Origin of the sequence: Streptomyces sp. NPDC001816 (assembly GCF_042892235.1) — a bacterium.
Classification (GTDB): domain Bacteria; phylum Actinomycetota; class Actinomycetes; order Streptomycetales; family Streptomycetaceae; genus Streptomyces.
In genome coordinates this window covers 567,627-590,805 of record NZ_JBIATY010000002.1, presented here as the reverse complement: position 1 = coordinate 590,805, position 23,179 = coordinate 567,627, and the positions used below count along the sequence as shown (strand labels likewise).

Annotated in this window: 19 protein-coding genes and 2 pseudogenes; 18 read left to right on the top strand and 3 right to left on the bottom strand. The window is 71.0% G+C overall.

All coding sequences use genetic code 11. The features are described from left to right. Positions 1–105: 105 nt before the first annotated feature. Positions 106–741, bottom strand: a complete 636-nt coding sequence (locus tag ACFYZZ_RS08410) for a hypothetical protein (RefSeq protein WP_389172914.1) — start codon at positions 739–741, stop codon at positions 106–108. A gap of 297 nt (positions 742–1,038) precedes the next feature. Between ACFYZZ_RS08410 and ACFYZZ_RS08405 the strand changes: the two genes are divergently transcribed. The 11 genes and pseudogenes from ACFYZZ_RS08405 (at position 1,039) to ACFYZZ_RS08355 (ending at position 14,725) form a co-directional block, all read left to right on the top strand. Further along, positions 1,039–1,896 carry an RNA polymerase sigma factor gene (locus ACFYZZ_RS08405; RefSeq protein ID WP_389172912.1) on the top strand — a complete coding sequence of 286 codons (858 nt, stop codon included), beginning with the start codon at positions 1,039–1,041 and terminating at the stop codon, positions 1,894–1,896. Between the two features lie 106 nt (positions 1,897–2,002). Next, the gene (locus ACFYZZ_RS08400; RefSeq protein ID WP_389172910.1) at positions 2,003–2,716 is read left to right on the top strand and encodes a hypothetical protein; all 714 of its coding nucleotides are present in this window, start codon (positions 2,003–2,005) and stop codon (positions 2,714–2,716) included. Continuing rightward, on the top strand, positions 2,713–3,249 hold the full coding sequence (locus ACFYZZ_RS08395; RefSeq protein ID WP_389172908.1) for a hypothetical protein: 537 nt from the start codon (positions 2,713–2,715) through the stop codon (positions 3,247–3,249). Before ACFYZZ_RS08400 ends, ACFYZZ_RS08395 begins: the two co-directional genes overlap by 4 nt. Continuing rightward, the gene (locus ACFYZZ_RS08390; RefSeq protein WP_389172906.1) at positions 3,249–4,826 is read left to right on the top strand and encodes a glycine zipper domain-containing protein; all 1,578 of its coding nucleotides are present in this window, start codon (positions 3,249–3,251) and stop codon (positions 4,824–4,826) included. The genes ACFYZZ_RS08395 and ACFYZZ_RS08390 overlap by 1 nt, the downstream gene beginning before the upstream one ends. An 80-nt stretch (positions 4,827–4,906) precedes the next feature. Next, entirely contained in the window at positions 4,907–6,922 is a 2,016-nt protein-coding gene (locus ACFYZZ_RS08385) for a dynamin family protein (RefSeq protein ID WP_389172904.1), read from the top strand. A 4-nt stretch (positions 6,923–6,926) separates the two neighbouring features. Further along, positions 6,927–8,630: a dynamin family protein gene (locus tag ACFYZZ_RS08380; protein ID WP_389172902.1), complete on the top strand. Its 1,704-nt coding sequence runs from the start codon at positions 6,927–6,929 to the stop codon at positions 8,628–8,630. Beyond that, positions 8,627–9,760 (top strand): hypothetical protein, encoded by a 1,134-nt coding sequence (locus ACFYZZ_RS08375; protein WP_389172900.1) that lies wholly within the window; start codon positions 8,627–8,629, stop codon positions 9,758–9,760. Before ACFYZZ_RS08380 ends, ACFYZZ_RS08375 begins: the two co-directional genes overlap by 4 nt. 204 nt (positions 9,761–9,964) lie before the next feature. After that, positions 9,965–13,393, top strand: coding sequence for an ATP-binding protein (locus ACFYZZ_RS08370; protein ID WP_389172899.1), 3,429 nt, complete (start codon positions 9,965–9,967; stop codon positions 13,391–13,393). A gap of 235 nt (positions 13,394–13,628) precedes the next feature. Further along, complete coding sequence (locus ACFYZZ_RS08365) at positions 13,629–13,913, top strand: helix-turn-helix domain-containing protein (protein WP_389172897.1); 285 nt, start codon at positions 13,629–13,631, stop codon at positions 13,911–13,913. A gap of 18 nt (positions 13,914–13,931) precedes the next feature. Continuing rightward, positions 13,932–14,174 (top strand): annotated as a pseudogene (locus ACFYZZ_RS08360) (winged helix-turn-helix domain-containing protein); the annotation flags it as partial. Continuing rightward, positions 14,099–14,725: a transposase gene (locus ACFYZZ_RS08355; protein ID WP_389172895.1), complete on the top strand. Its 627-nt coding sequence runs from the start codon at positions 14,099–14,101 to the stop codon at positions 14,723–14,725. The pseudogene ACFYZZ_RS08360 and the gene ACFYZZ_RS08355, both read left to right, overlap by 76 nt. Position 14,726: 1 nt before the next feature. Here ACFYZZ_RS08355 and ACFYZZ_RS08350 read toward each other — a convergent pair whose 3' ends face one another. Beyond that, a complete protein-coding gene (locus tag ACFYZZ_RS08350; RefSeq protein WP_389172893.1) occupies positions 14,727–15,764 on the bottom strand; it encodes a terpene synthase in 1,038 nt (345 codons plus the stop codon). Between the two features lie 1,272 nt (positions 15,765–17,036). Here ACFYZZ_RS08350 and ACFYZZ_RS08345 point away from each other — a divergent pair. Then, on the top strand, positions 17,037–17,831 hold the full coding sequence (locus tag ACFYZZ_RS08345; RefSeq protein WP_389172891.1) for a YqjF family protein: 795 nt from the start codon (positions 17,037–17,039) through the stop codon (positions 17,829–17,831). Positions 17,832–17,840: 9 nt separating this feature from the next. Here the strand turns inward: ACFYZZ_RS08345 and ACFYZZ_RS08340 are convergent. Further along, positions 17,841–18,354, bottom strand: a pseudogene (locus tag ACFYZZ_RS08340) (IS5 family transposase); the annotation flags it as partial. Here ACFYZZ_RS08340 and ACFYZZ_RS08335 point away from each other — a divergent pair. From ACFYZZ_RS08335 to ACFYZZ_RS08310, 6 genes are all read left to right on the top strand, one after another. Beyond that, the gene (locus ACFYZZ_RS08335) at positions 18,328–18,600 is read left to right on the top strand and encodes a hypothetical protein (protein ID WP_389173727.1); all 273 of its coding nucleotides are present in this window, start codon (positions 18,328–18,330) and stop codon (positions 18,598–18,600) included. The pseudogene ACFYZZ_RS08340 and the gene ACFYZZ_RS08335 sit on opposite strands and share 27 nt — an antisense overlap. After that, positions 18,597–19,046 carry a hypothetical protein gene (locus ACFYZZ_RS08330; protein ID WP_389172889.1) on the top strand — a complete coding sequence of 150 codons (450 nt, stop codon included), beginning with the start codon at positions 18,597–18,599 and terminating at the stop codon, positions 19,044–19,046. Before ACFYZZ_RS08335 ends, ACFYZZ_RS08330 begins: the two co-directional genes overlap by 4 nt. 27 nt (positions 19,047–19,073) lie before the next feature. Further along, entirely contained in the window at positions 19,074–19,511 is a 438-nt protein-coding gene (locus tag ACFYZZ_RS08325) for a hypothetical protein (RefSeq protein WP_389172887.1), read from the top strand. A gap of 117 nt (positions 19,512–19,628) precedes the next feature. Next, positions 19,629–20,711, top strand: coding sequence for a PLP-dependent cysteine synthase family protein (locus ACFYZZ_RS08320; RefSeq protein WP_389172885.1), 1,083 nt, complete (start codon positions 19,629–19,631; stop codon positions 20,709–20,711). Then, positions 20,708–21,967, top strand: coding sequence for an MFS transporter (locus ACFYZZ_RS08315; RefSeq protein ID WP_389172883.1), 1,260 nt, complete (start codon positions 20,708–20,710; stop codon positions 21,965–21,967). The genes ACFYZZ_RS08320 and ACFYZZ_RS08315 overlap by 4 nt, the downstream gene beginning before the upstream one ends. 58 nt (positions 21,968–22,025) lie before the next feature. After that, positions 22,026–23,174 (top strand): permease, encoded by a 1,149-nt coding sequence (locus ACFYZZ_RS08310; RefSeq protein ID WP_389172882.1) that lies wholly within the window; start codon positions 22,026–22,028, stop codon positions 23,172–23,174. Positions 23,175–23,179 lie beyond the last annotated feature (5 nt).

Sequence of the window (23,179 nt, the reverse complement as noted above, 5' to 3'; positions counted from 1 at the left end):
GAGGAGGAAACCTGCGTCGTCGCGACCGAGGTGCGAGCCCTGGGCGTGATTGATCAGCTACCCGCGACCACCACTGCGCGTACGCATCTCTTTCTGACCACCGGCCTACGGCTGGGCGCCGTACGTCGCGACGACACCGAGGTCGGCATGGCCGTGCACTGGCAGTCGACGGACTGGGCGCTCGCCGCCGTAGAGGACCGCGTGATCACACTTCGCGATCCCTTCGGTCGCCACATTGACCGCTGGCCTGGCCTGGCCAAAGTTCGGCCACGAGCGCGCCGTCTCAGAGTCGACCCGGACCCGGCACTGCTCGCTCTGCGCGTCCGTCGCCTCTGGACCCAGCCCAAACCGCCTGTTGCCGTACGCGACCAGGACGGACGCAGGGCGACGAGCGGGGACAGTCTGGGCGCGCCTCGCCGGATCACGCTCTTGAGGGGCGCTCTTGGGCTTCAGCCAGTCGGCGAGCAGCAGCTGGGCCTTGGCGTAGGTGAGCTCGTCGTGGGGGCAGTTGGTTTCCAGGTGGAGCAGGTCGGCGTACTGCGTTGCGTCGATGTCGGCCGTGCCGAGGGAGCCCGCGCAAACCTTCTCGGCGGGGACGTCGAACGCATTCCACCAGGTCACCAACTGCCCCCAGGACGGACTCACCCCCTGGCCCGACGAGAACCCGCCCTGCCGCATCATCGCGGCCCTGATCGGCTCCGCCGCACCACAGCCCCCGAGCTGGGTGGAGACGATACGCATTCCCACCTGACGCACTGCCGGAAGGACCGCGTGCGCTGAGCGCGAGGTCACCGTTCACCGGGACTGGTAGATGGTCAGCGCGGTTCCGTCGCCGTGCCGGACGCCCGTACCGGGTCACCTCCCCGCGTCCCTGCATGAGCAGCAGTTCGCGCCGACGCAGCTCTTCGTCGAATTGCGTTTTCCCTGCTAGCGGGTCCGCCGACCCGCGACGTGGTCGCAATTCGACAGAATCGGTCAGGAGTTGATGATTCACGAGCAAAGAGGCACACAGACCGCAAAGGCGTACCCACTCTCCCTATGCTGGCAACCCAATCGGCCCGGATGGGCCGGATATGTGTCGCGCCAGGGGGGTTGCCGACGCACATGCACGCACAGCTGTTCCCGGAAGGGGTGGGCCGGGAGGGTTGCGCCGGCCCGGGTACGCGCAAGTGTTCCGCCGAACATGACGAGTTTGCAGAGAAATGGATCGCCGCGCGACCGCATGTTGTCGCTTATGCCAGGTTCGCGATGCGCAATGCCGCCGACGCCGAGGACCTCGGCCAGGCTGTGGCCATCCGGGCGTGGCGCGGTTATGTCACCTTTCGGGGTGAGTCGGCCTTTCTGACCTGGGTCATGGCCATCGCCACCCGCGAAGCGGCGCGACTGGCCGCGCATCGACTCAGACGGGACGAACGCGAAGTGCCGCTCGACCGGCACGGCGAGACGGTCACGGACGCCGACCCGCCGCATGCGGACCCGCCGAGCACCGACTGGCTGCCCGCACTGGCCGAACAGGCCCGCACACGGGGTGACCTCAACCCCACCGAGTACGCCGTGGTCCGGGCCCGGCTCGCGTTACCCGGCCGTACCTGGGACGAGATCGGCACCACGTTGGACCTGCCCGGCTCGCGCTGCGCCGTCGCCCACTGCCGGGCCGTCGTGAAGCTCAGAGTCGCGCTCTTCCTGCACCACCCCGAACTCCTCGGCGGCGAGGACGCGCTGAGGCACGCCATGGAACAGGCCGCACGCGTCCCGCACGACCCGCTCACGGAGGCCGAGGCCGATGTCTTCGGGCGTGCCGTCCTCGAGCGGCGCTCCGACCACCGCCGCCGCAACTGGCCCACGCTGCTGCGCTCCGCCTGCACCAAGGTCGTCGGACACCTGGCCATGCCATGAGGCACCGCCTCGCACCGCGAAGTCGGTAATGCCGCCGCGCCCACCGGGGTCTGCAACCGGTGACACACCACATTCGATCGGCCAGCAGCCACGGAGGAGGGGACGAGTGGACCACGCGTCACCATTAGAGCCGCTCCACGAGCTACCGGCGGACGTCGTCACCCAACCTGCCGACGCGGGCATCGACGTCCCGTACGCACTCGGTACCCTGCCCGACGGCCGGGAGACCCTGATCATCGGAGATGTCGACACCTACGCCGACTTCACCCACCGTCAGGGCGACAACCCCTACGGTTTCCAGGGCACCTGCGGGCTGTGCTCCTGCGAGGGAGTGCTGAGGCAGTTCGGTGTCGACGTCACCGAGGGCGATGTCGTCGCCCACGCCGTCTCCCACGGCCTGTGCGAGACCGGGGGCGACGCCACGGCACGCGGCGGCACCACACTGCCCGACCAGGCCCGCATTCTGTCCGACTACGGCGTGCCCGCCCACGTGGAGAGTGCCGACTCCCTGGAGGACCTGGCCGCCAACCTGGAGCAGGGCCACGGAGTGATCATCGCCGCCAACGCCGGTGTGCTCTGGGACGACGCGACCTACTGGGACGGCGGCCAGGCCAACCACGCGGTCGTACCCATCGGGGTGGCTCGTGACCCGGCGACCGGCGAGATCGAGGGATTCTTCGTCAACGACAGCGGCACGGGCGAGTCCGCGCGCTTCGTCGACGCCGCGACCATGGCCGACAGTTGGCTGGGGGCAGGAGGCAACTGCGTGGTCACCGACCAGGTCCATGCCGCCGCCCCCGGGGAGGGGACACCGCTGTGAACACCGCTGACGCTCCGTCCGAACACACCCGTACGCCCTATGCGCAGGCCCGTAAGGGGGTCGTCGAGCATGCGCTGCGCGCGGCCGAGGTACCGCTGGAGCACTATGTCTCCACACCGCTGCCCACCCTGCGCTGGGGGACCCCGGCCTACGCGGTCTTCGCCGCCCCTGCCGTACGGGCCCCGAGGCAGCCGTTGTTGATCGACGCCCCCGACCGCTGGTGGGCGGTCGGCATCACGCGGCCCCGGCTGCTCATGTACGCGCTGGTGTCCGCCGCCCCGTTCAGCGACGCCCCGCCGGGCGGTCCGGTGACCGTGTCCGCGAGCGGCCGGCCCCTTTCAGCGGTCCGCGAGGACCAACGGCTCTTCGACGCTCTGATGGACCGGGCGCTTCCCTCATTCCTCGCGGGCAGCCCCGGCGACCCCACGGTCCGCGGCGATCTCGCCGCCACCCTTGCCCTGGTGCTGCCTCGCGAGTGCCGGGACTGGTCCCTGGCCCTGACGCCCGACTTCTACGCATGGCTGGAGCAGTGATGGCCGACTCCGCAAGCCCCGCAGCCGCCGAGCTGGACACGCTGCTCGCCTCCGTCGCCCAGGCTGCCGAACGTCACGGCTGGACGGCCGTCACCGAGGCCGCCGCCGCGCTGCCCCAACCGGACGACCGGACCGTACTGCTGTGCGCCTCCCCCAAGGCGGACGCCTCGGCGCTCGCCGAGTGGCTGCGCAGCTGCCTGGAGGGCCAGGAACCCCTCAGCGCTTCCCTGGAGGACCTGCACACCGATCCGGCGCCCGCGCTGCGCGCCAACCGCGTCGTCCTCGCCCTGGGCTGCGCGGAACTGCTCGGCCCCGAGGCGGCCGAAGCCGCCGCCGCACTCGCGGCACGCCCGCCGGACACGGTGGTCGTGGTGCTCACCGGGGCCGAGGCGCTGACCGGCGACGGCGACCTGGACCTGGTGGCCCGCCGTATCTGGCGCCTGTTGTACGCGGGGCCGGACGAGCAATGGGCCGGGGGCGACCTGATCGACCACCAATCTCTGCTGTGGGCCGCTGCCGAGGCGCCCGAGCACCTGCGCGAACGTCTGGCACGCGACGCCGCCGCGCTGGAGGCACGGATGGCCGTCAAGGTGGCGGCCCCCGCCCGACTGCAGGCTTACCGGATCGCCCACCTGCTGGACCTCGCCTCGGACCTCATCGCCGAGCAGACCCCGGCGCGGCCCGCCGACCCGGCCCGCCGCCGCACCGACCAGAGCGACGCCGCCCGCACCGCCCTGACCGACGGCCGCCGGGAACTGCTGCGGACCCTGGACGCCGAGTCGTCCGCCGCCGAGCGAGAGGTGGCCGCCGCGCTGCGGATACTGGAGCAGGACCTCCAGCGCGATGTGAAGCGCTTCCTGGAGCGCCACCGCGAGGAGCTGTCCGAACCCGCCCGGGTACGCAGCCTCGTCGGCAGCTGTGTGGACCGGGGCATCCACCGCTGGGCCGCGACCACCGGCCCCGGGCTCAGGGCCAGGGCTGCCCGCATCGACTTCGCGGTGAGCGAGCTCTTCCACCGGCTGGACGAGGCGCTCAGGGGGTGCGGGGCGACGCCGGAGTGCGTGGGGACGGTGCCCACGGTGTCCTTCGACGGTGCGCTGATGGCTTCCGCCAACTCCTCCGCCGGCCCCGTCGCACCTGGGCGCAGTCCCGGCATGGCCGCCGAGGTGGTGGTGGGTGGGGTGCTCGGTGCCGCCGCCGGAGCGGTGCTCACCAGCGGACTCGGCACCGTGCTGGGCGCCGGGGTGGGAGCCGCCGCCGGAGGCATGCTGCGCCACATGCAGGCCGAACAGCAACTCGTCCGGGCCACCGCCTACGGGCAGGACGCCGTGCGCAAACGCATCGCCGGCCTGACACAGCTCGTGCCCGGCGCGGTGCGCCGGGAGGTCGGGGCGCTGCGCAGGACCGTGGAGCAGACCCTGGACCGGGCCGGCCGCGAGCTGGACGCCTTGTGCCCGCCGCAGGACAGCGGTGAGGACATGCCGGAGGCCGGGCACGCTGCCGGTCCGGGCGTCACCGCGGAGGCCACCACCGAGCTGGACGCCCTGCGGCGCCGCCTCGCCGCCGTACGGATCTGAGAACTTCCGCCCTGCAGGGCGGAGGACGCGCCACATCCCGGGCGAGCCGCTCAACGCCCGGAGAACAGGGAGGGGAGACCGTGGCACAACACACGAGCAGCACGCTGGCGGAAATGATGCAGCAGGGCGCCGAGCGGGCCACCGGGGAGGCCGGCGTGGCCATCGACGGGCTGGGCACGCTGGCACGGGCGCTGGAGATGAAGGAGACCGCCTCGCGATTGGAGGCGACGGCCCTTCAATTGAGGTCGGACACCTTCAACCTGATGGTGATGGGGCGTTTCAAGAACGGCAAGTCCACCTTGCTGAACGCCCTGCTCGGCGGCACCACCCAGCCCGTCGACCTGGCGGGGCACCAGGGGCCCATGATCGTGGACGATCTGCCCGCCACCGCCACCCTCACCGGGGTCCGGTACGCCGAGGAGCCGTACATCAAGGCGTGGAGCTTCGAGGGCAAGTCCGAGTCCTGGCCCCTGGACCGTTATCTGCGGGAGTCCACCCTCGACATCGACGAGCAGGAGAGCGAACGCCGCTTCCGGCACATCCGCGAGTTCGAAATGGGTTTCCCCGCCAGGCTCTGCAAAGCCGGCGTCGTCGTCTACGACTCGCCGGGACTGGACGAACACCCCACGCGTACCAAGGTCACCCAGGAGGCCACCCAACGCTGCGACGCCGCCGTACTGGTCTACCGCAGTGATGTGCTGATGGGCCAGAACGAGCTGATGAACGCCTCCGACCTGGTGCGGGAGGGTACCCGGATCTTCACGGTGGTCAACCTCTTCCACGCCCGCCCCGCCGACGACCGGCTCATGGGGTTCGTCTGGAACAGGTACGTCCGCGACCAGCTCGGCGGTCCCGCCTGGGCGGGCCAGGACCTCGCCTCTCGTGACATCTACTTCGTCGACGCCGAACGCGCCCGCCGCGGCGTCTACGGCGACGATCCGGAACTGGTCGAGGCATCCGGCCTGGCCGAACTCGAGCGGCGGCTGGGCGACTTCCTCCTGCGCGACCGCCACCATGTGCACCTCAAGCGGTACACCACCCAGGCCACCCATCTGGCCCAGGCGGTCGACCAGCACATCGACCAGCGGGTGAAGGCCGCCCGCACCGACCAGACCCGGCTGCGTGAGGCGTACGCGGGCATGCTGCCCACCCTCTCGGCGATCCGCAGCCGCCCGGCCAAGCTGCCCGCGCTCTTCGCCCGATACCGTGCCGAGGCCGAAGCCGCCCTGACCACGAGCCTCACGGCGCGGACCGCCACCATGCGTGACGGCCTGGCCGACCATGTGGAGGGGGTGGAGGTCAACCTCGGCAAGATGCTCGGGGTGATTCAGCAGAAGAAGGCGGCGGCCACCATTTCCGAGGCGGTCCAGCAGTACATCACCGACAGCCTCTCGGGCTGGGCCGACGCCGAGGCGCAGGACCTGCTCGTGCCGCTGCTCAAGCACCTGGCGGACGACATCGAGGTGGAGATCGTAGCGATCGGCAGGGAGTTCGACGCCCTGCACCTGGAACTGACCGGGTGGGAGGTCGCCCCGGGCGGCAAACCTCTGGTCGGCACCACCGAGCGCGTGCTGGCCGCGGTGGCCGGTTTCGCGCTGGGCGGGCTGGGCGGTGCCGTGGCCGGGGGCGCGGCAGGCTGGCGTGGCGCGGCCGGCGGCGCGGGCGCCGCCCTGGGCGCAGCGGTCGTCCTCGGCATGCTCGGCGTCAGCCCCGCCGCGCCGATCGTCATTCCGGCGGTGCTGGCCGCCTCACTCCTGGGCAGCATGGGTGGTGGCAGCTTCAACCTGGAGAAGCGCCTCAAGCGCAGGGCGGTCGAGGACGCCGACGCGGGGCTGCGCGATCTGCCGGTACAACTCGGCCCGCAGCTCACCGAGCGCGTGCGAGCAGGCTTCGAGGAGTTGGAGAACCTCGTCACCCAGGAGATCACCGCCGTGATCGAGGAGGAGGAGAACAACATCCGGTCCATGGTCGAGGAGAACCAGCGCGACCAGCACGAACGCGACCAGGCTCTGACCCGGCTCGGCGAAGCCAAGACCACGGTCGCCGGACATCTGGTTCAACTGCAGAAGGCCCTCACCACCGCACAGCAGGTGTGAACCGGTGACCTGGACCCGCAGTACCGCACGGCCGGCGGTGGCACTGCCGCCGGCCCTTGCCCGAGAACTCGCACAACACCACGGCGACGCCTGTCACCGGCGGTTCACCACCGAACTGGAGCGGGTACGGACCGTGCTGGCCGCGCCCGGCACCACGGTGGTCTTCGGCGGCCACTTCAGTGCCGGCAAGTCCAGCCTCCTCAACCTGCTCATCGGCCGTCCGCTCCTGCCGGTCGACGACTTCCCGGAGACGGGAGTCGCCTGCGTGATCAGAAGGGGATCCGCCGACCGCGTCACCGTCGTCCGCGCCGGCCGGCGCGCAGAGATGCCGTGCACCACCGACGCCATCGCAGAGGCCGTCTCCCTGGTCGCCGCCGACGGCGACTACCGCCGCGAGGTGCTGGAGAGTTGTCGCGTGGTGATCGAGCTGGCCGACTGCCCGGTCCCGGACCGCGTGCGCTGGGTCGACTCACCCGGCATCAACGACACCGATGCCATGACCACCCGGGCTGCCGAGGCCGCCGCCCATGCCGACCTGCTGGTCTGGGTCGTCAACTCCCGGCAGCCGATCTCCACCAGCGAGGAGGAATTCCTCCGGGCCCACCGCGAACGGCACGGACCCGACTCGGTGGTGCTGCTGGTCAATGTCTTCCTCACCGAGGACACCCCCGAGCAGTGGCAGCGCTTCCTGGCCACCAGGGCCGACCACCACCGGGCCCGGCTCCACCACGCACTCGACGGCGCGCTGCCTACAGGACTCGTCTTCGTCAGTGCCCGCGCGGCCGCCGCCGACCCCGGCCACTTCGGCGGACCCGAGGCCCGTGCTCTGCTCGACGGGATCGGCCACGCCGACCCGGCGGTGGCAACCGCCCGGCGAGCCCGTGCGGCGGCGCTGCTGCGCCCCCTGGTCGACGAGGCCGCATTCCGGATCCGCGAGCAGCGGTCCGTCCTGGAACAGGAACGCGCCGGCAACGACCTGCTGCGGGCCGACCTCGCCACCGCCGGCGAGCTCTTCCGCTCCCAGATGGAGCGGGCTGTGGACGACTGCGCACGGCAATGGGAGATACGAGCCCGCGCCTGCGGTGAGCAGGTCGCGAACCAGCTGACGACCGGCCCGGTTCAGCGTGACGGCAGCTACGGCCGCCTGCTCACCGGACATCTGCAGGAGGCATCCGCCGAACTGGCCGACGCCCTGGCCCGGACGCTGGACCGGAGCGCCACCACCACCGGGCATGCGGCCCTCACCGAGACGGAGACCCGACAGCTGGCGGAGCTGCTGCGGCCTCCCGCGGTCACCGTCGAGGTGCCGGGCCGGCTCGCCGGACGCCTGCCCGAACTGCGCACCAACAGCCTCGGGCGCACCGTCAGCGGGCGGATCGGCTCGATGATGCCCTCACTGTCGGTCAAAGCCCTGCGGACCATCGACCAGGTCGTCAACGCGGCGGCCGACTCGGTCGAGCGGGCCAAGGAGGCCGCCGAGTCCGCCGTACCCGACCGGGAACGCACCCGGGCGAACATCATGGCCGCAGCGGCCGTGGCCGCACAGCACGCCAAGGAACGGCGCAGCCGGATCCTCCAGCTGCTGGGGGGCGCCTGCCGTCCCCTCACCCCACCCCCGAGCGACTCCGACTCCGGCCCGCTCACCGTCCTGGAAGCGCTGCACCGGCACCTCACCGACTGCCTGGACAGCTGCGGAGGAAATCCGTGACCGGCGTTCTCGGCATCGACCTGCAGTACGCGCGCACCGTCGTGGCACTGCGTGAGGGCAGGCCCGGGGCCGCCCGGCTGTCCCTGCTCGGCGACGGCCGGCGGACTTTGATCCCCAACGCATGCGCCGACGACGCCTGGGGCAGCGCGGCAGCCGAACAGCTGTTGGGCGACGGGCCCGCCACGGCCGAGCGGCTCCTCGCCTGGCGCAGCGACCCCTGGTCCCAGCGCTTCCTGCGTGGCGTACACCGGCGCACCGCCCGCTACCTGGGTTTGGTCGGCGCCACACCCGCTCTCGGCTGCTCCACCGTCGTGTGCACGGGTCCGAGAACTCCGGCAGACGCCGAACACCGCTGCCAGGAATCCGGCCTGGGCAGACCGTCGAGGATCGGCGCCGCCGATGCCCTGGTCTGCCGCTGGCTGGCAGAGGGCGGTGCGGTGCCACCCGACCGGGCCACGGTGCTGGCCGTGGTGTGCGGGGAACGGTGGACCGTGCTCGCGCCCTACCAGGTGGCGTACGCCGACGGACAACCCCTGCTCGACCGCCGTGCGGTGGACGCCGTCCACGCGGAGGGCGCGGGCGCGTGGACGGACCTGGTCGCCCAGGAGGTGCTGGCCCGGTGCGACGAGGGCAGCCCGGCCCGCGACCTGCTCGCCCTGCTGGACGCGGCCCTGGAGTGCGCGGGCCTGCTCGACGCCGAGGCGGTGGTGCCCTGGTACGGCCCACTGGCCGATCGGATGTTCACCCCGCTCGCCCTGCACCGCGACGAACTGGCCGGACGGCCGGAGGTGGCAGGCACCGTCAGCCAGGTGCAGGCCCTGGCGGAAGCTTCCGCGCCGGATGCCGAACTGGTCCTGGTCGGGGGCGTGGGCGGGGTGTGGCCCTTCCTGCGCGACGCCCTGGCGAGGCTTGCGCCGGTGTGGCGAAGCTCCGCCCCAGCGGCCGATCTGGCCGTGGGAGCGGCCTACTGGCCGGAGTTCCACGGCCGATTGCCGACGGCGGCACCCGGCATCGCACCGGCGTCGGACGATGCTTCCCCCGCCCCCGCCCCCAGCGACGGCCCAGCCGCACCGGGTCGCGAGGACATCCCGCCCTGGGAGCGCTGGTCCGGCTCACCGGAGTCCCCGTGACCATTCCCTGCCGCGCGGCCGCATCCGCGCAGCGCCTCGGCCCGGCGGTCCAGCGAGCCACGGGCGAAGCCCGCCGTCGCGGAAGGCCACTGATCCGCCGCGTTGGTGACCGGCCATGGCGGACCGGCTCCTTCATCCGCCCGCCGACACGCCGGTCCCGCACCCGCGGCAGCCATTGACGACCCCACGCACGCCGGAGCCACGATGACGTCCAAGCCCCCTGCCGTCCCCGGACCGCTGCCTCAGCTTCCCGTTCAGTTCTCCGGGCCCGGCGGACACGGGAGCCCGACCGCAACCGCCGACGCGCTGGTGGGGTCGGCCGGCTTCGCCGAGGCCATGCCGCACCTGCTGCTCGGCCTGCTGGAACGCCGCTACCTCACCGACTTCGATCCCACCCGATGGACCGTCAGACCGCCATCGGGAGACGGGCCCCGACCGCTGCTGCACGAGATCCGCGCCCTGGGCCGCCCGTCGTCCGAGTCAGGCTGGGCTGCCGCTGTCCCCCACGTCCTCACCGCCTGCCACAGCGGTGGCCATCTGCTCAGTGTCGCGGTCCACGGTGACGGCAGCAGGCACCGCATCCACTGGGGCGGGCGCCGCCTCGCAGGCATTTCCAGGGGCTCCACCGAGGACTTCCTGCAGGGCCAGGCCGGGGTGCTGCGCGCCCACGTCCCGGGACTCGAACTCGGCCCGCCCGACTCATTCGAGGAGGGTTCCCACGCCGAGCTGGCCGCGTTCGTCCGCAGCGCTCCGGCCCTCGCCCTGATCACCGGTATTCCCGCCCCCGTCCAGGGCCGCAGTCCCGCCGCGTTCCAGTCACTCGACCGCCTTGCCGCAGCCGTCGGCGACCGCCGCTACGCCGTGGTGGTCGCAGCCGAACCCCTGTCCGCCGGGGAGCTCGACCGCACCCTCGACCAGTGTCGTCGCCTGCGCAGCGAAATCCACGCGCTGGTCCGGCACACCGTCGGCAGCCAGCAGGGAGAGACCAGTACCACCTCCACCACCGAGACCGCCGGACCCGAACCGGGCCTGCCGGCCTGCCTCACCGCCATCGCGGTCTTCTGCTCCATGGCCGGCATCTTCCCGGCCGTGCGCCCGCTGGCAACCGCTGCCCCCTCGGTCCTCCAGCTCGCTTCGCTCACCGGCGGCCCGCGCAACACCTCCCAGTCCAAGGGCGTCTCGACCCTCCGCAGCCACAACGCGGAGCTGCTCGACGCCACCGCCGAGGCCTGCGAAAAACTGCTCCAGCAGCACATCGACCGGCTGGAGACCGCCCGTGCCCAGGGCTGGTGGCGCACCGCCGTCTATCTGGCGGCCGAAAGCGAGGGCACCCTGGAGTCACTGGCGGGGGCGCTGCGCGGCACCTGCAGCGGCGAGGCCACCGCCCTCGACCCGCTGCGGGTGCTGCGGCTCCCGCCGGCCACCCTCCGCAACGCGGCCCTGCACGGCCGCGTCCTTCCCCTGGCGCCCGCGTCCGGCGGCGCCGGTCATCCCCTGGGTCCCGCATTCGACGCCCTGGCGACCTGCCTCACCTCCGCCGAACTCGCCGTCCTGGTGGGCCTTCCTCGCGGGCCGATGGCCGGACTGCCGATGCACGAGGTCGCCGAGTTCTCCCTCTCCGCCCCGCCACCGGAGCCGAAGGCCGTGACCGTCGGCCGTGTCACCGACGCCCAGGGCGGTGAGCACCAGCAGGTCACCGTGTCCGACCGGGCGCTGAACCGGCATGTCTTCATCACCGGCATGACTGGTTACGGCAAGACCACCACCGCCAAGAACCTGCTGGTCGAGGCGTACACCGAGCTGGGAGTGCCGTTCCTGGTCATCGAGCCTGCCAAGGCCGAGTACCGCCGGCTCGCCCAGCATCCGGCCCTCAAGGGCAGACTCCGTGTCTACGGCATCGGCCCGGACGCCCCGCTGCCGCTGCGGCTCAACCCGTTCGCACCGGTCGCCTCCGTGCCCCTCTCACGCCACATCGACCTGCTCAAGGCCGTGTTCAACGCGTCCTTCCCCATGTTCGCCGGCATGTCCTACGTCCTCGAGGACGCGATGCTCGAGGTCTACACCGAGCGCGGCTGGGATCTGCACACCTCTGCCAACGAGCTGCTCGGCGCGCGCCCGTCCGCACCGGACGTCGCCGCGCTCACCCCGACCATCAGGGAACTCCAGGACAAGATCGAGGAAGTCCTGGAGCGGCGCGCCTACGGACGCGAGGTCCATCAGAACCTCGGCGCCGCACTGCGCTCCCGGTTGGGCAGCCTGGTGGTGGGCACCAAGGGCATGGCCCTGGACACCCGCCGCTCGGTGCCCGTGGACGAGCTCTTCGCCCGGCCGGCACTGATCGAGCTGCGGAACCTCGGCGACGACGAGGAGAAGTCCTTCGTCATGGCCCTGCTGCTGTGCCGCCTGTACGAGTACGCCGAGTCACGCGCGGGGGCGTCCGCGCCGGAAGGCGAGGAGCTGCGCCACCTGACACTGATCGAGGAGGCCCACCGGCTGCTGCGCGCCGCCCGGCCGCCGTCCGGCGCCGAGACCCCCGATGCGCAGGCCAAGGCGGTGGCGATGTTCACCGACATGATGGCCGAGATGCGGGCGTACGGTGAGGGCTTCATCGTCGCCGACCAGGTGCCCACCAAGCTCGCGCCGGAGATCGTCAAGAACTCGAACGTCAAGATCCTGCACCGGCTGGTCGCCGCCGACGACCGCGCGGTCGTCGCCGCGACGGTCAACCTCACCGAGCAGCAGAGCCGCCATCTGGCCACTCTGCCGCCCGGTGAGGCCGTCGTCCACGACGAGCGGATCGGCTCTGCCGTGCTGGCCAGGATGCGGCCGCCCGAGCCCGTGGCCGTGCGGGTGCAAGGGGCGCTGGGCGCACCGGCCGAGGCCGACCGGGCGTATCTGCACCGTCACGGCGGCTGCCGCCGCTGTCCTGCGCCCTGCACGGTGCTGCACCTGGCCGACCGGGACAGCGCACGAGCCGCCGCGGACCATGCGCTTTCCCCCTTCTTCGACCGTCTGCTGCTGGGCACGGCGGAGCAGTTGTGGGATGCCTGGACGGCCTGGCGCTCGTCCGTGCCCGGGGGAAGCCTGGCGTACTGCACCTATGCGCAGGCCGCCAGGCGCCGGCTGGAGGGCCTCGGCGGACCGGACGGCGGCGCGGAGTTGCTCGAGCGTGACCGTGCCGCGCGGATCCTGGCGCGACTGGCGGAGGGCTGGCTGAAGGCGGAGCACCTGGACGGACCGGCACGTGAGCTGCTCTCCGAGATCCGTGCCGACCTGAACCGGACCATGGGCTCCCGCCCGCCCCGTGAGCTGCCAGGGTGCGCCACCTGCCCGAGCCGCTGCCGGGTGCTTCCACTGGTCGCCCCGGCCGTCCCGGCCCTCGCCGCTCCCGTGAGCGCCTGCGCCGACCGCCCGGTCCCTCTCGACACCCGGCTGCGCCAGCTGGCTGCCCTGGCCGAGGAACACCTTCCCGACGCCTGCCAGATACTCTCCGAAGGCCAGAGTCGGCGATCCCTCCTCTACTGCATGATCGTCAACGCCACCGCCGCAATCTCCCGTTCCCGGCGGCCGACCCCGGCCACGGACGCCGCTGTCGCCGAAACCCTCGCGGCGCTGCGCGGTGAAACCCCGTGAACGGACCGCTCCTTACGCGGCAAGGACCGCCGGTCCCGCTTGTGCAGGCCTTCTACGCGAGCGGGCGGCAGGCTGGAGAAGGCCCAGCAGGCCAGGAAATAGCGGTCCAGGCCGCGTACGAGGTCGTTGACAGAGCCCACGGCGGCCGGATGAAGAAGGCCGGCAATTACTCAGGTTGAACTCGTGGAGTCCGGTGGCCCGTGACGGTTTTTGATCGCTGCGGTACGACGTCGTCATGCGGTACGCGCATGGGGGCGGGCTGACCCCCAAGGAGCAGGAAAAGCGGGAGCGGGTGCGTCTTGAAACGGCCGAGCGGTTCGCTCGTGGTGAGAAGACCGAGGCCGTCGCGCGGGAGCTTCGGGTGACGTCACGGTCGGTGCGACGTTGGCGGCGGGAGTGGGAGGAGGGCGGTGCGGACGCCCTGCGCTCGAAGGGGCCGGCCTCGGTGGAACGGCTGAGCCCCAGGCAGTGGGAGCGGCTGGAGTGTGAGTTGAAGCGGGACCCGCTCGCGCACGGCTGAGACGACGAGTTCCAGGGGTGGACGCTGAAGCGGGTCAAGCTGCTGATCGGGCGGATGTTCCATGTCGGGTTCACGATCCAGGGCGTGTGGAAGCTGTTGCGACGGCACGGCTGGTCCGCGCAGGTGCCCCTGCGGCGGGCGATCGAACGCGACGACGAGGCGATCGAGGTGTGGAAGGCCGAGGTGTGGCTGCAGGTAAAAGGACCGCGGCGGACCTGGGCGCCCACATCTGCTTCGAGGACGAGGCAGGCCAGGGGCTGAGGCCGCCGAAGGGGCACACCTGGGCACCGCGCGAAGCCCGGCCGGTGGCGCGGGTGTGCGGACGCAACCGGGGACGGGTCAACATCGCCGGCGTGGTCTGCTACCGCGCAGGACACCGCTCCCGGTTCTTCTTCGACCTGCACATCTGGCACGGGCGCGGGGGCGAGCCGAAGGCGTTCTCCTGGCGCCAGTACCGCGACCTGATCGTCATGACCCACCTGCAGCTCGGTACGCCGGTGGTGTGGTGCTGGGACAACCTGAACGTGCATCTGGCGAAGGAGCTGGCCGATTTCGCCGAGCAACACCAGGACTGGTCACAGATCTTCCAGTTGCCCTCCTACGCACCGGAGCTGAACCCGGCCGAGGGGATCCGGTCGCTCCTCCAGCGGCACCTGGCCGACTTCGCCGCCGCCGATCTCACGCATCTCACCCGCGTGATCAAGCGGAAGCTGAAGAAGATCCAGTGCCGGCCCCACCTGGTCGACGGCTGTCTGCCACCCACCGGTCTGACCATTGACGACGAGGCGATCAGACCGCCGGACTCCGCGTAGTTCAACCCGAATAGCCCCGGAATGGCCCTGAAAAGGCATATACCGCGGATGTGCCCAGACCGCAGGGCCTCCCAAGAGTTCTTGCCGTTGCCTGGCCGAAGCGGCCGGTCAGCTCGTGCCACAAGTACGAGCCTGCCAGCGCCTCTTGCAGCGACTCGACGAACTGTTCTGCCTCGGGCGGTACGGCCGCCGGGGCCTCGGCCAGAGTGTCGACCCTGGCGGTCAGCAGATCGTTGACGACGGCAGCAGCGTCGCGCCGATTGAGCCCAAGGGCTTTGCGAGCAACCTCCACGCCGTTGTTGCCGACTGTGCCCTCATCGACCTCCCGGTCGTAGGACACGATGTCGTTGTGGAGGCTGACGGCGTCAACGAACGCGTCAACGGCGGTGCGGAACTCCCTGCATCGAACTGCATTCTCATGGAGCTCGCCCATCGCGTGCTCCATGAGCACGGCGGTGAACTGCAAGCCGCCGAAGTCACGGCGGGCTCCCAAATATTCGATCAGGTCGGTCAAGGCATGGTCGACGTGATCGAGCTCCCACAGCACCCCGTCGAGGAAGCGCCGCACACTGCTGATGAACCGATCGCGCCAGACCAGGCTCATGGTGGCGGACGTGCCGGTCCACAGATCTGCGAAGGCCCGCTCCACGGGATTGACCGGGCTCAGCGGCCGCGGCAATCCGTCCAACGGCAAGAACAGCATCAGCCGTTCCACCTGAGCTGCAGCCGACTCCTGGTCATGGTCACGCCGGTAGAGCGGCAGGAACAGGTCGTCAACGAACCACAGAGCAACATGCCAATCGGTGACCAGCTCCAACTCGCTGGCATCGGCGTCGGGATGGGTCAAGGCGATGAACAACGGGAAGTCGGCCCGATCGAACTTCTCCTCGCTCCACCTTTGAGGCCATTCCAAGTACTCGTCGTCGAACATGCCCATCTGCCGGGCCCACTCCTTGGCATGTGCGCGGGCCTGGTCAACATGGGGGTTGAGGCGGGACTCGAACGGCATGTGGAACTGCGGATGTGCAAGGGATCCCATGATCGGTTGCTTCCCTTCCCAAGCCCCGAGATGCCAGGGTTCACCCTACGGCCTAATACTGTGACTCTCCGATCATATGATTCGCTATTTGGCTCATGCTGAGCAGAGGGATCTCGCTGACGACGACTGGCCTGATCATGGACCATGACGCGACCAGACCATCGGACTCCACCAGTTCAACCTGAGTACCACGCGGATTCCATGCGGCCGCACGGCCGTTGAGCCTTCCGCATGCTGCCCTTCATCGCGCGCATCGGGTCATGGGGCCGGGCGCGGGAAATGCGAGAGCGGTATGCCCAGGAGCCACGGCCGCAAGAGCCGGCCGAGGAACAACAGCCGGAGTCGGGGCTCCGCGTACGCCGCCGCCAACGCCGGAACCCTCCATCGGCACGACAGTGGCCCATCGAGCAAGGACCTCCAGCCTGCCGACCCCAGCCGGTGGGAACGGGACACCACGCCGGACATGCGGACCGTGTCCGCGCTGATCGGCGCGTGCGTCGAGCGGTGCGCACCGTGCCAGGAGTCCCTCACTGCGATCGAGGATGCCGGCCCGACCTACTGCAGTCGGCGTTGGTGCGCCACCACGCCTCCGCTTGACACCCCCAGTGGCGGCGGCGTGCTGTACGTAGAGGCCGGGGCCCTGAAGTACAAGGGCAGCACGGCCACACCCACTCCCACGACGAGGGCCACGGCCACACGCACGGCTCCTGAACAAGCTCCCGGCCTCGGGGAGTTCCTGGGCGTGGTTCGCCCCGGGGCCGGGTCTTTCTAAATTCCATCGCCCTGTACTACAGGGGCGGTTACCGTCCGTCCATGGACGATTCACTCTCGTTCGAGAGCTTCTTCGAAGGCGCCAGTAAGGCCGCTCAGAAGGCCATGGAGGACCACGGGCGCCAGGAACCCCCTGGAGATCAAAGCCGCCCAGGTCGAGACTGAGGCGGCTCTGCTCCCTACGAGGAACCTGGATCAAGCAACTGGGCAGCCCCGTCCACATACAGTTGGGCGAGACACACGCAGGCTGAGCGCCCCCACTCGAAGCCCCGGTCCCACGGCCGGGACTTTCGCATGCCCCCGACGTCGCCAAGATGATCGGCCAGTTCACCCAGTACGGCGTCGTCGGCCTGGTCGTGATCCTGATGATCCTCGGCGTCATCGTCCCGACGTACGTCATGAACAACCTCACGGCCGACAGGGACAAGTGGCGTGAGGCGTTCGACAAGGAACGCGAGGCCCACCAGCTCTCCCGCGAGCCCGATTCGGGATACTGGCCCGATGCCGCAGCCATCGCTCAGTGTGGAACCCGAACCGATAACCGTCGACCCGCCTCATACCGCGGACCGCCCTCTCCTCACCCAGTCCTGGCTCGACCTCGCCTTCCTCCACTGGCCTGCCGACCCGGCAGACGTCGCCCCGCTCCTTCCGGTCGGCACCCGGCCGGACACACTGCACGGCATCACCTACGTCGGACTCGTCGCCTTCCGGATGCACCGCGTCGGATGGTTCCGCCTCCCCGGCATCCCCTACCTCGGCTCCTTCCCCGAGACCAACGTGCGCCTCTACTCCGTAGACACCCACGGGCGACGCGGTGTCGTCTTCCGCTCGCTGGACGCTTCTCGCCTGATCCCCGTCGCCATCGGACGAACCGTCGTCCGCCTTCCCTACGTCTGGTCGCGGATGAAGATCCACCAGCAGGGCACGACGATCACCTACACCAGCAGCCGACGCTGGCCCGGCCCTCGCAACGCGCACAGCAGCCTTGCGATACGGGTCAGCGAACGGGTCGAGGCACCGACCGAACTCGAGCACTTCCTCACCGCCCGCTGGGGCATGCACAGCACCTTCCTCGGCCGCCCCTTGTACCTCCCCAACGCTCACCCTCGCTGGCCACTCCACCGCGCCGAACTACTCCACTGCGACCAAACCCTCGTCACCAACGGAGGCTTGCCCGCCCCCACAGGAGCGCCCACAAGCGTGCTCTACTCCCCAGGAGTCCCGGTCCGGTTCACACGCCCGCCCCGCGCGCCGGCCGGCATACCCACCTCCCGAGCCCACCACCCCGCCGCCTGAGACCATGTCCTATGTGGTGAGGCGGACGAGTCGCTTGTAGCAGCACAGGGCGGCGGCCAGGCCGAGAAATGCCAGGTAATTGCGGGGGTTGCGCTCGTAGCGGGGGCTGAGGCGGCGGTAGCCGGACAGCCAGGACATGGTCCGCTCGATGACCCAGCGGCGTCGCCCTAATCGTTCGCTGGACTCGATGCCCTTGCGGGCGATCCGTACTCCGATGCGTTTCCACCGAAGCCATTTGCGCAGGTCGGACCGATCGTAGGCCTTGTCCGCATGCAGACGCTGGGGCTTGAAGTACCGGCCGTTGTGAGGGTCGTGTCTCGTTTGGTAACCCTCGACCATGGGCTTCAACCCTTCGCTGTCGTGGGTGTTGGCGGCCGAGATGCCGACGAGAAGGGGGGCAGTCCGTTCGCGTCCGACAGGATGTGCATCTTGGAACCCGGCTTGCCCCGGTCCACGGGGCTCGGACCTGTGTGTTCGCCCCTTTTTTAGCGCTCAGGTGGGCGGTGTCGAGGACAAAACGGGTGTCCTGCTGGCACTGGCGGTCGACTCCAAACCCTGGGCGGTCGGCTTCCTGCCCCTCCTCCTGGCGCTGCCGCGCCCCGCACGGCTGCGCTCCGCCGCCTCGGCGGCCGGCCTGGTGGCCGCGGCCTGGCTGCCCTTCTGTCTCACCCACATGGAGACCCTGGCCGCGGCCCGCTTCACCATTCCCAACCAGCCGGCGTCGTCCCTGCGCTGGTTCGGCGTGCACGATGCCGCCACCCCCTGGTGAGACCGCCCCGCCCAGATGGCCCTGGGATCGCCCTGGGCGCGCTGGCCGTCCGCCGGCACCGCTGGCCGGCGGTCGTGCTGCTCGCCGCCGACGCCCGGATCGTCCTGGACCCGAGCGTGTACACGTACTACACCGCCTCGGTCCTCCTCGGCACCCTGATCTGGGACTCGATCGGCCAGCGCCGTCTGGTCCCCTGGGTCAGCTGGGTCGCCCTCATCTCCCTGTACGGCAACGCCCTGCTGGTCCCCTCCGACTCGGCACAGGGCTTCATCCGCCTCGCCTTCGCGGTCGGCTCCGCCGCGTACGTCCTGTGGTGGCCGCAGCGCACACCCCGGGGTAGACGCAGGGGCCGACGGGCGCAGAGCCGACCGCCGTCGCCGTCCGACGGGGACGCCGTGGAAGTACCTCACCAGAGAGCCGAAACACCCCTCATGGAGACAACTTAGGGTGATGGTGCGATTACTCTTTGCGTCGTGAGGGTTTGCCCGGGTCACCCCAGCAGCCGCTCGGCGATGCGCGCCGTGGCGGCTGTCGCGGTGCTCCTGGCCGCCCTGATGCACCTGCTGGCCTGTGCCCACGGACCCGCGTCGCCGGCCTCGGCGCGGTATGACACCGTCCCGACCGTCCGCATCGACCTCGCTCAGGCCGGTGCCCTCTCGCCGGACCCCGCCTGCCGGCCGTCGGCCCCGGACCACGACGACGACTCGCACTGCTGCGGCGCAGACGAACCGACGGTCCAGGCACCGCGCGGCGCGGCCCGCTCCCTGCAGACGGTGCACGAGGCGCTGCCGGTCACCGTGGCCGCCTCCCGTCCGGCGTGCGTGATGCCGTCGGCGCACCCTCCGGCCGCCGGAACGGCCGGCTCCTCCCTGGGGCCCTCACCGGCTCGCCTGGGCGTGTGGCGGACCTGATCGCCCCTCGGCCACGCCCGACTCCCCCGCAGGCGCCGGGCGTGGCAGCCGATCACCGTCCTCCCCCCTACCCACGGCCGGTGGCCGCCCGCGGCCCGGCCGCAGGAGAAGCACGCCATGAACGACCCCACCAGCAGTCTCCCCGCACTCGTCGGGGACACCCCGGTCCTGTGGATCGGCGCACCCTTCACCGCCGCCGGAGGCGGTTTCTGGGCCAAGCTCGAAGGACACAACCCCGGAGGCATCAAGGACCGCGCCGCCCTGTACATGGTGCAAGCGGCCCGCGGACGTGGCGAGCTGCGGCCCGGCGCCCGGATCGTGGAGTCCACCTCCGGCACCCTCGGCCTCGGCCTGGCACTGGCCGGCGCCACCTTCGGGCACCCCGTCACGGTCGTCACCGACCCCGGCATGGAGCCCCTGATGACCGGCCTCCTCACCGCACACGGCGCCGAGGTCGAGGTGGTCCGGGCCCCGCACCCCACCGGCGGCTGGCAGCAGGCCCGACGGCACCGCGTCGCCGAACTGCTGGCCGCACATCCCGGCTCGTGGTGCCCGGACCAGTACAACAACCCCGACAACGTCACCGCCTACGCCCCGCTCGCCCGTGAACTGGCCGCCCAGCTCGGCCGTGTCGACGTCCTCGTGGTCTCCGTCGGCACCGGCGGGCACTCGGCCGGCATCGCCTCCGTACTGCGCCGCCACTCCCCCGGGCTGCACGTCGTCGGGGTCGACGCGACCGGCTCGACGATCTTCGGGCAGCCCGCCGCACCACGCCTGATGCGCGGCCTGGGCAGCAGCATCCACCCCCGCAACGTCGCCTACGGCCTCTTCGACGAGGTCCACTGGGTCGCCGCCCCGGAAGCGGTCTGGGCCGCCCGCCGCCTGGCCCGCGACCACTACGCGACCGGCGGCTGGAGCGTCGGCGCCGTCGCCCTGGTCGCGCGCTGGCTGGCCCGCACCCGGCCGGCCGGCGACCGGATCGTCGCCGTCTTCCCCGACGGCCCGCAGCGCTACGTCGGCACGGTCTACGACGACACCTACTGCCGTACGCACGACCTGCTCGGCCCCCCGCCCGCCGACGATCCCGACGAGATCGCCCACGCCGGCGTACGGGCCGTCACCCGCTGGACCCGCTGCACCCAGGTCGTCGACCCGCTCGCCACCGGCGACACCCCGCGGCCGGCCGGGGTCGCTCGATGAGGCAGCTGTGGCGGCAGACCCGCTCCTTTCCGCCCGCCGTACGGCTGCTGATGGCCAACCAGTTCGGCATCAACCTCGCCTTCTACATGCTCATGCCCTACCTGGCCGCGCATCTCTCCGGCCAACTGGGCCTGGCCGCCTGGGCGGTCGGGCTGGTGCTCGGCGTGCGCAACTTCTCCCAGCAGGGCATGTTCCTGATCGGCGGCACCCTCGCCGACCGCTTCGGCTACAAGGCGCCGATCATGACCGGGTGTCTCCTGCGCACCCTGGGCTTCGGCCTGCTCGGCTGGGTCGACAGCCTGCCCGCCCTGGTCGCCGCCTCCGCGGCCACGGGCTTCGCCGGCGCCCTGTTCAATCCGGCCGTGCGTGCCTGCCTCGCCGTCGAGGCGGGCGACCGCCGCGTCGACGCCTTCGCGACGTTCAACGTCTACTACCAGGCGGGCATGCTGCTCGGCCCAGTGGTCGGACTCGCGCTGCTGGCGGCCGACTTCAGCCTGGTGTGCGCGGTGGCCGCGGCCGTGTTCTGCGCACTCACGCTGCTCCAGTGGAGGGCCCTGCCCGCCCGGCACGTCGAGGCGGACGGCGCCGGGCGGGACCATGTGCTGACGCAGTGGCGCACGGTCGTCGCCAACCGGCCCTTCCTGCTCTTCGCCACGGCGATGATCGGCTCGAACGTGCTGACCTTCCAGATCTACCTGGCCCTTCCGCTCACCGCGGCCCACGCTCTCGGCTCGCACGGCACGACGCTGACCAGCGGGCTCTTCGTGGTCTCGGCCGCCGTGGCCGTCGCGGGACAGCTGCGCCTGACCGGCTGGGCGAAAGAGCGGTGGGAGCCCGCCGCGGCGCTGGTGCGGGGCCTGGTCGCCATGGGGCTGGCCTTCCTTCCGCTGGCGCTCACCCCGCACGGCTCGTCGGTCGGGGTGCCGGCCGCGTTGTTGGTGGCCGTGGTGCTGCTCTCGGCGGGAGCGGCGGTGACCTATCCGTTCGAGATGGACACGGTCGTCGCCCTGGCCGGAGGCCGTCTGGTCGCCACGCACTACGGCCTCTACAGCACCGTCTCCGGTCTGGGCATCACCCTCGGCAACCTCATCACCGGCGCTCTGCTGGACTTCGCCGCGCGGCACGACGCGTTCTGGCTCACCTGGACGGCCCTGACCGGCACCGGGCTTGCCTGCGCCGCCGCCGTCAGCGGCCTCGCCCGCGCCGGACACCTGGCGCGACGACTGCCCCAGCCCCTCCCCGCACAGCATGCGTGACACCCCACCCCGATGCAGACTCGACCCGAGACAGGCCGCCGCCACGAAGGGTGCGCACATGCATGCGATCGGCCACGCGCTGGCCATTGCCGGCTCGATGACCTGGGCGATCACCTGGGCGCTGATCCTGGGCTTCGCCCTGTCGGCCGTCGTTCAGGCGGTGGTGCGCCGGGCGACGATCGTACGGCTGCTCGGGGACGACCGGCCGCGTACGCTCGCCCGGGCGGCGGGACTCGGCGTGGCCTCGTCCTCCTGTTCGTACGCGGCGGTCGCACTCGCCCGCTCGCTGTTCAGCAAGGGCGCGAACTTCACCGCGGCGATGGCGTTCGAGATCGCCTCGACCAACCTGGTGGTGGAACTCGGCGTCATCCTGGCGCTGCTGATGGGCTGGCAGTTCACCGCCGCGGAGTTCGTCGGCGGCCCGGTGATGATCGTCGTGCTCGCCGTCCTCTTCCGTCTCCTGCTGCGCGAGCGTCTGCTGCGGGAGGCACGTGAGCAGGCCGACCGCGGGCTGGCGGGGTCCATGGAGGGACATGCGGCGATGGACATGTCCGTGCAGGGCGAGGGCGGCTTCGCCCGGCGGCTGTTCTCCCGCGAGGGGTTCACCTCCGTGTCGCACATCTTCGTCATGGAGTGGGCGGCGATCCTGCGGGATCTGGTGGCCGGCCTGCTCATCGCCGGGGCGATCGCCGCGTGGGTGCCGGACGAGTTCTGGCGTACGTTCTTCCGCGCGGACGATCCGGCCGTGGCGAAGGCCATCGGGCCGCTCATCGGCCCGCTGGTGGCGATCGCGGCGTTCGTCTGCTCGATCGGGAACGTGCCGCTGGCCGTGGTGTTGTGGAAGGGCGGCATCAGCTTCGGCGGCGTGATCGCCTTCATCTTCGCGGACCTGGTGATCCTGCCCATCCTGAACATCTACCGGAAGTACTACGGGACACGGACGGCCGTCTTCCTCCTCGCCACGTTCTACGTGGCGATGGCGGTCGCCGGATACGCCGTGGAGTTCCTCTTCGGCGGGCTCGGCCTGATCCCCGACCAGGCCGAGGCGAAGCTCCCCGAGGAGGGCGTCAGCTGGGACTACACGACCTGGCTGAACATCGCGTTCCTGCTGCTCGCCGCCGTCCTCGTCGTCCGTTTCCTGCGCACCGGCGGCCCCGCGATGCTCCGGATGATGGGCGGCTCACCGGAGCACGCGCAAGTCGCGTGACCGGT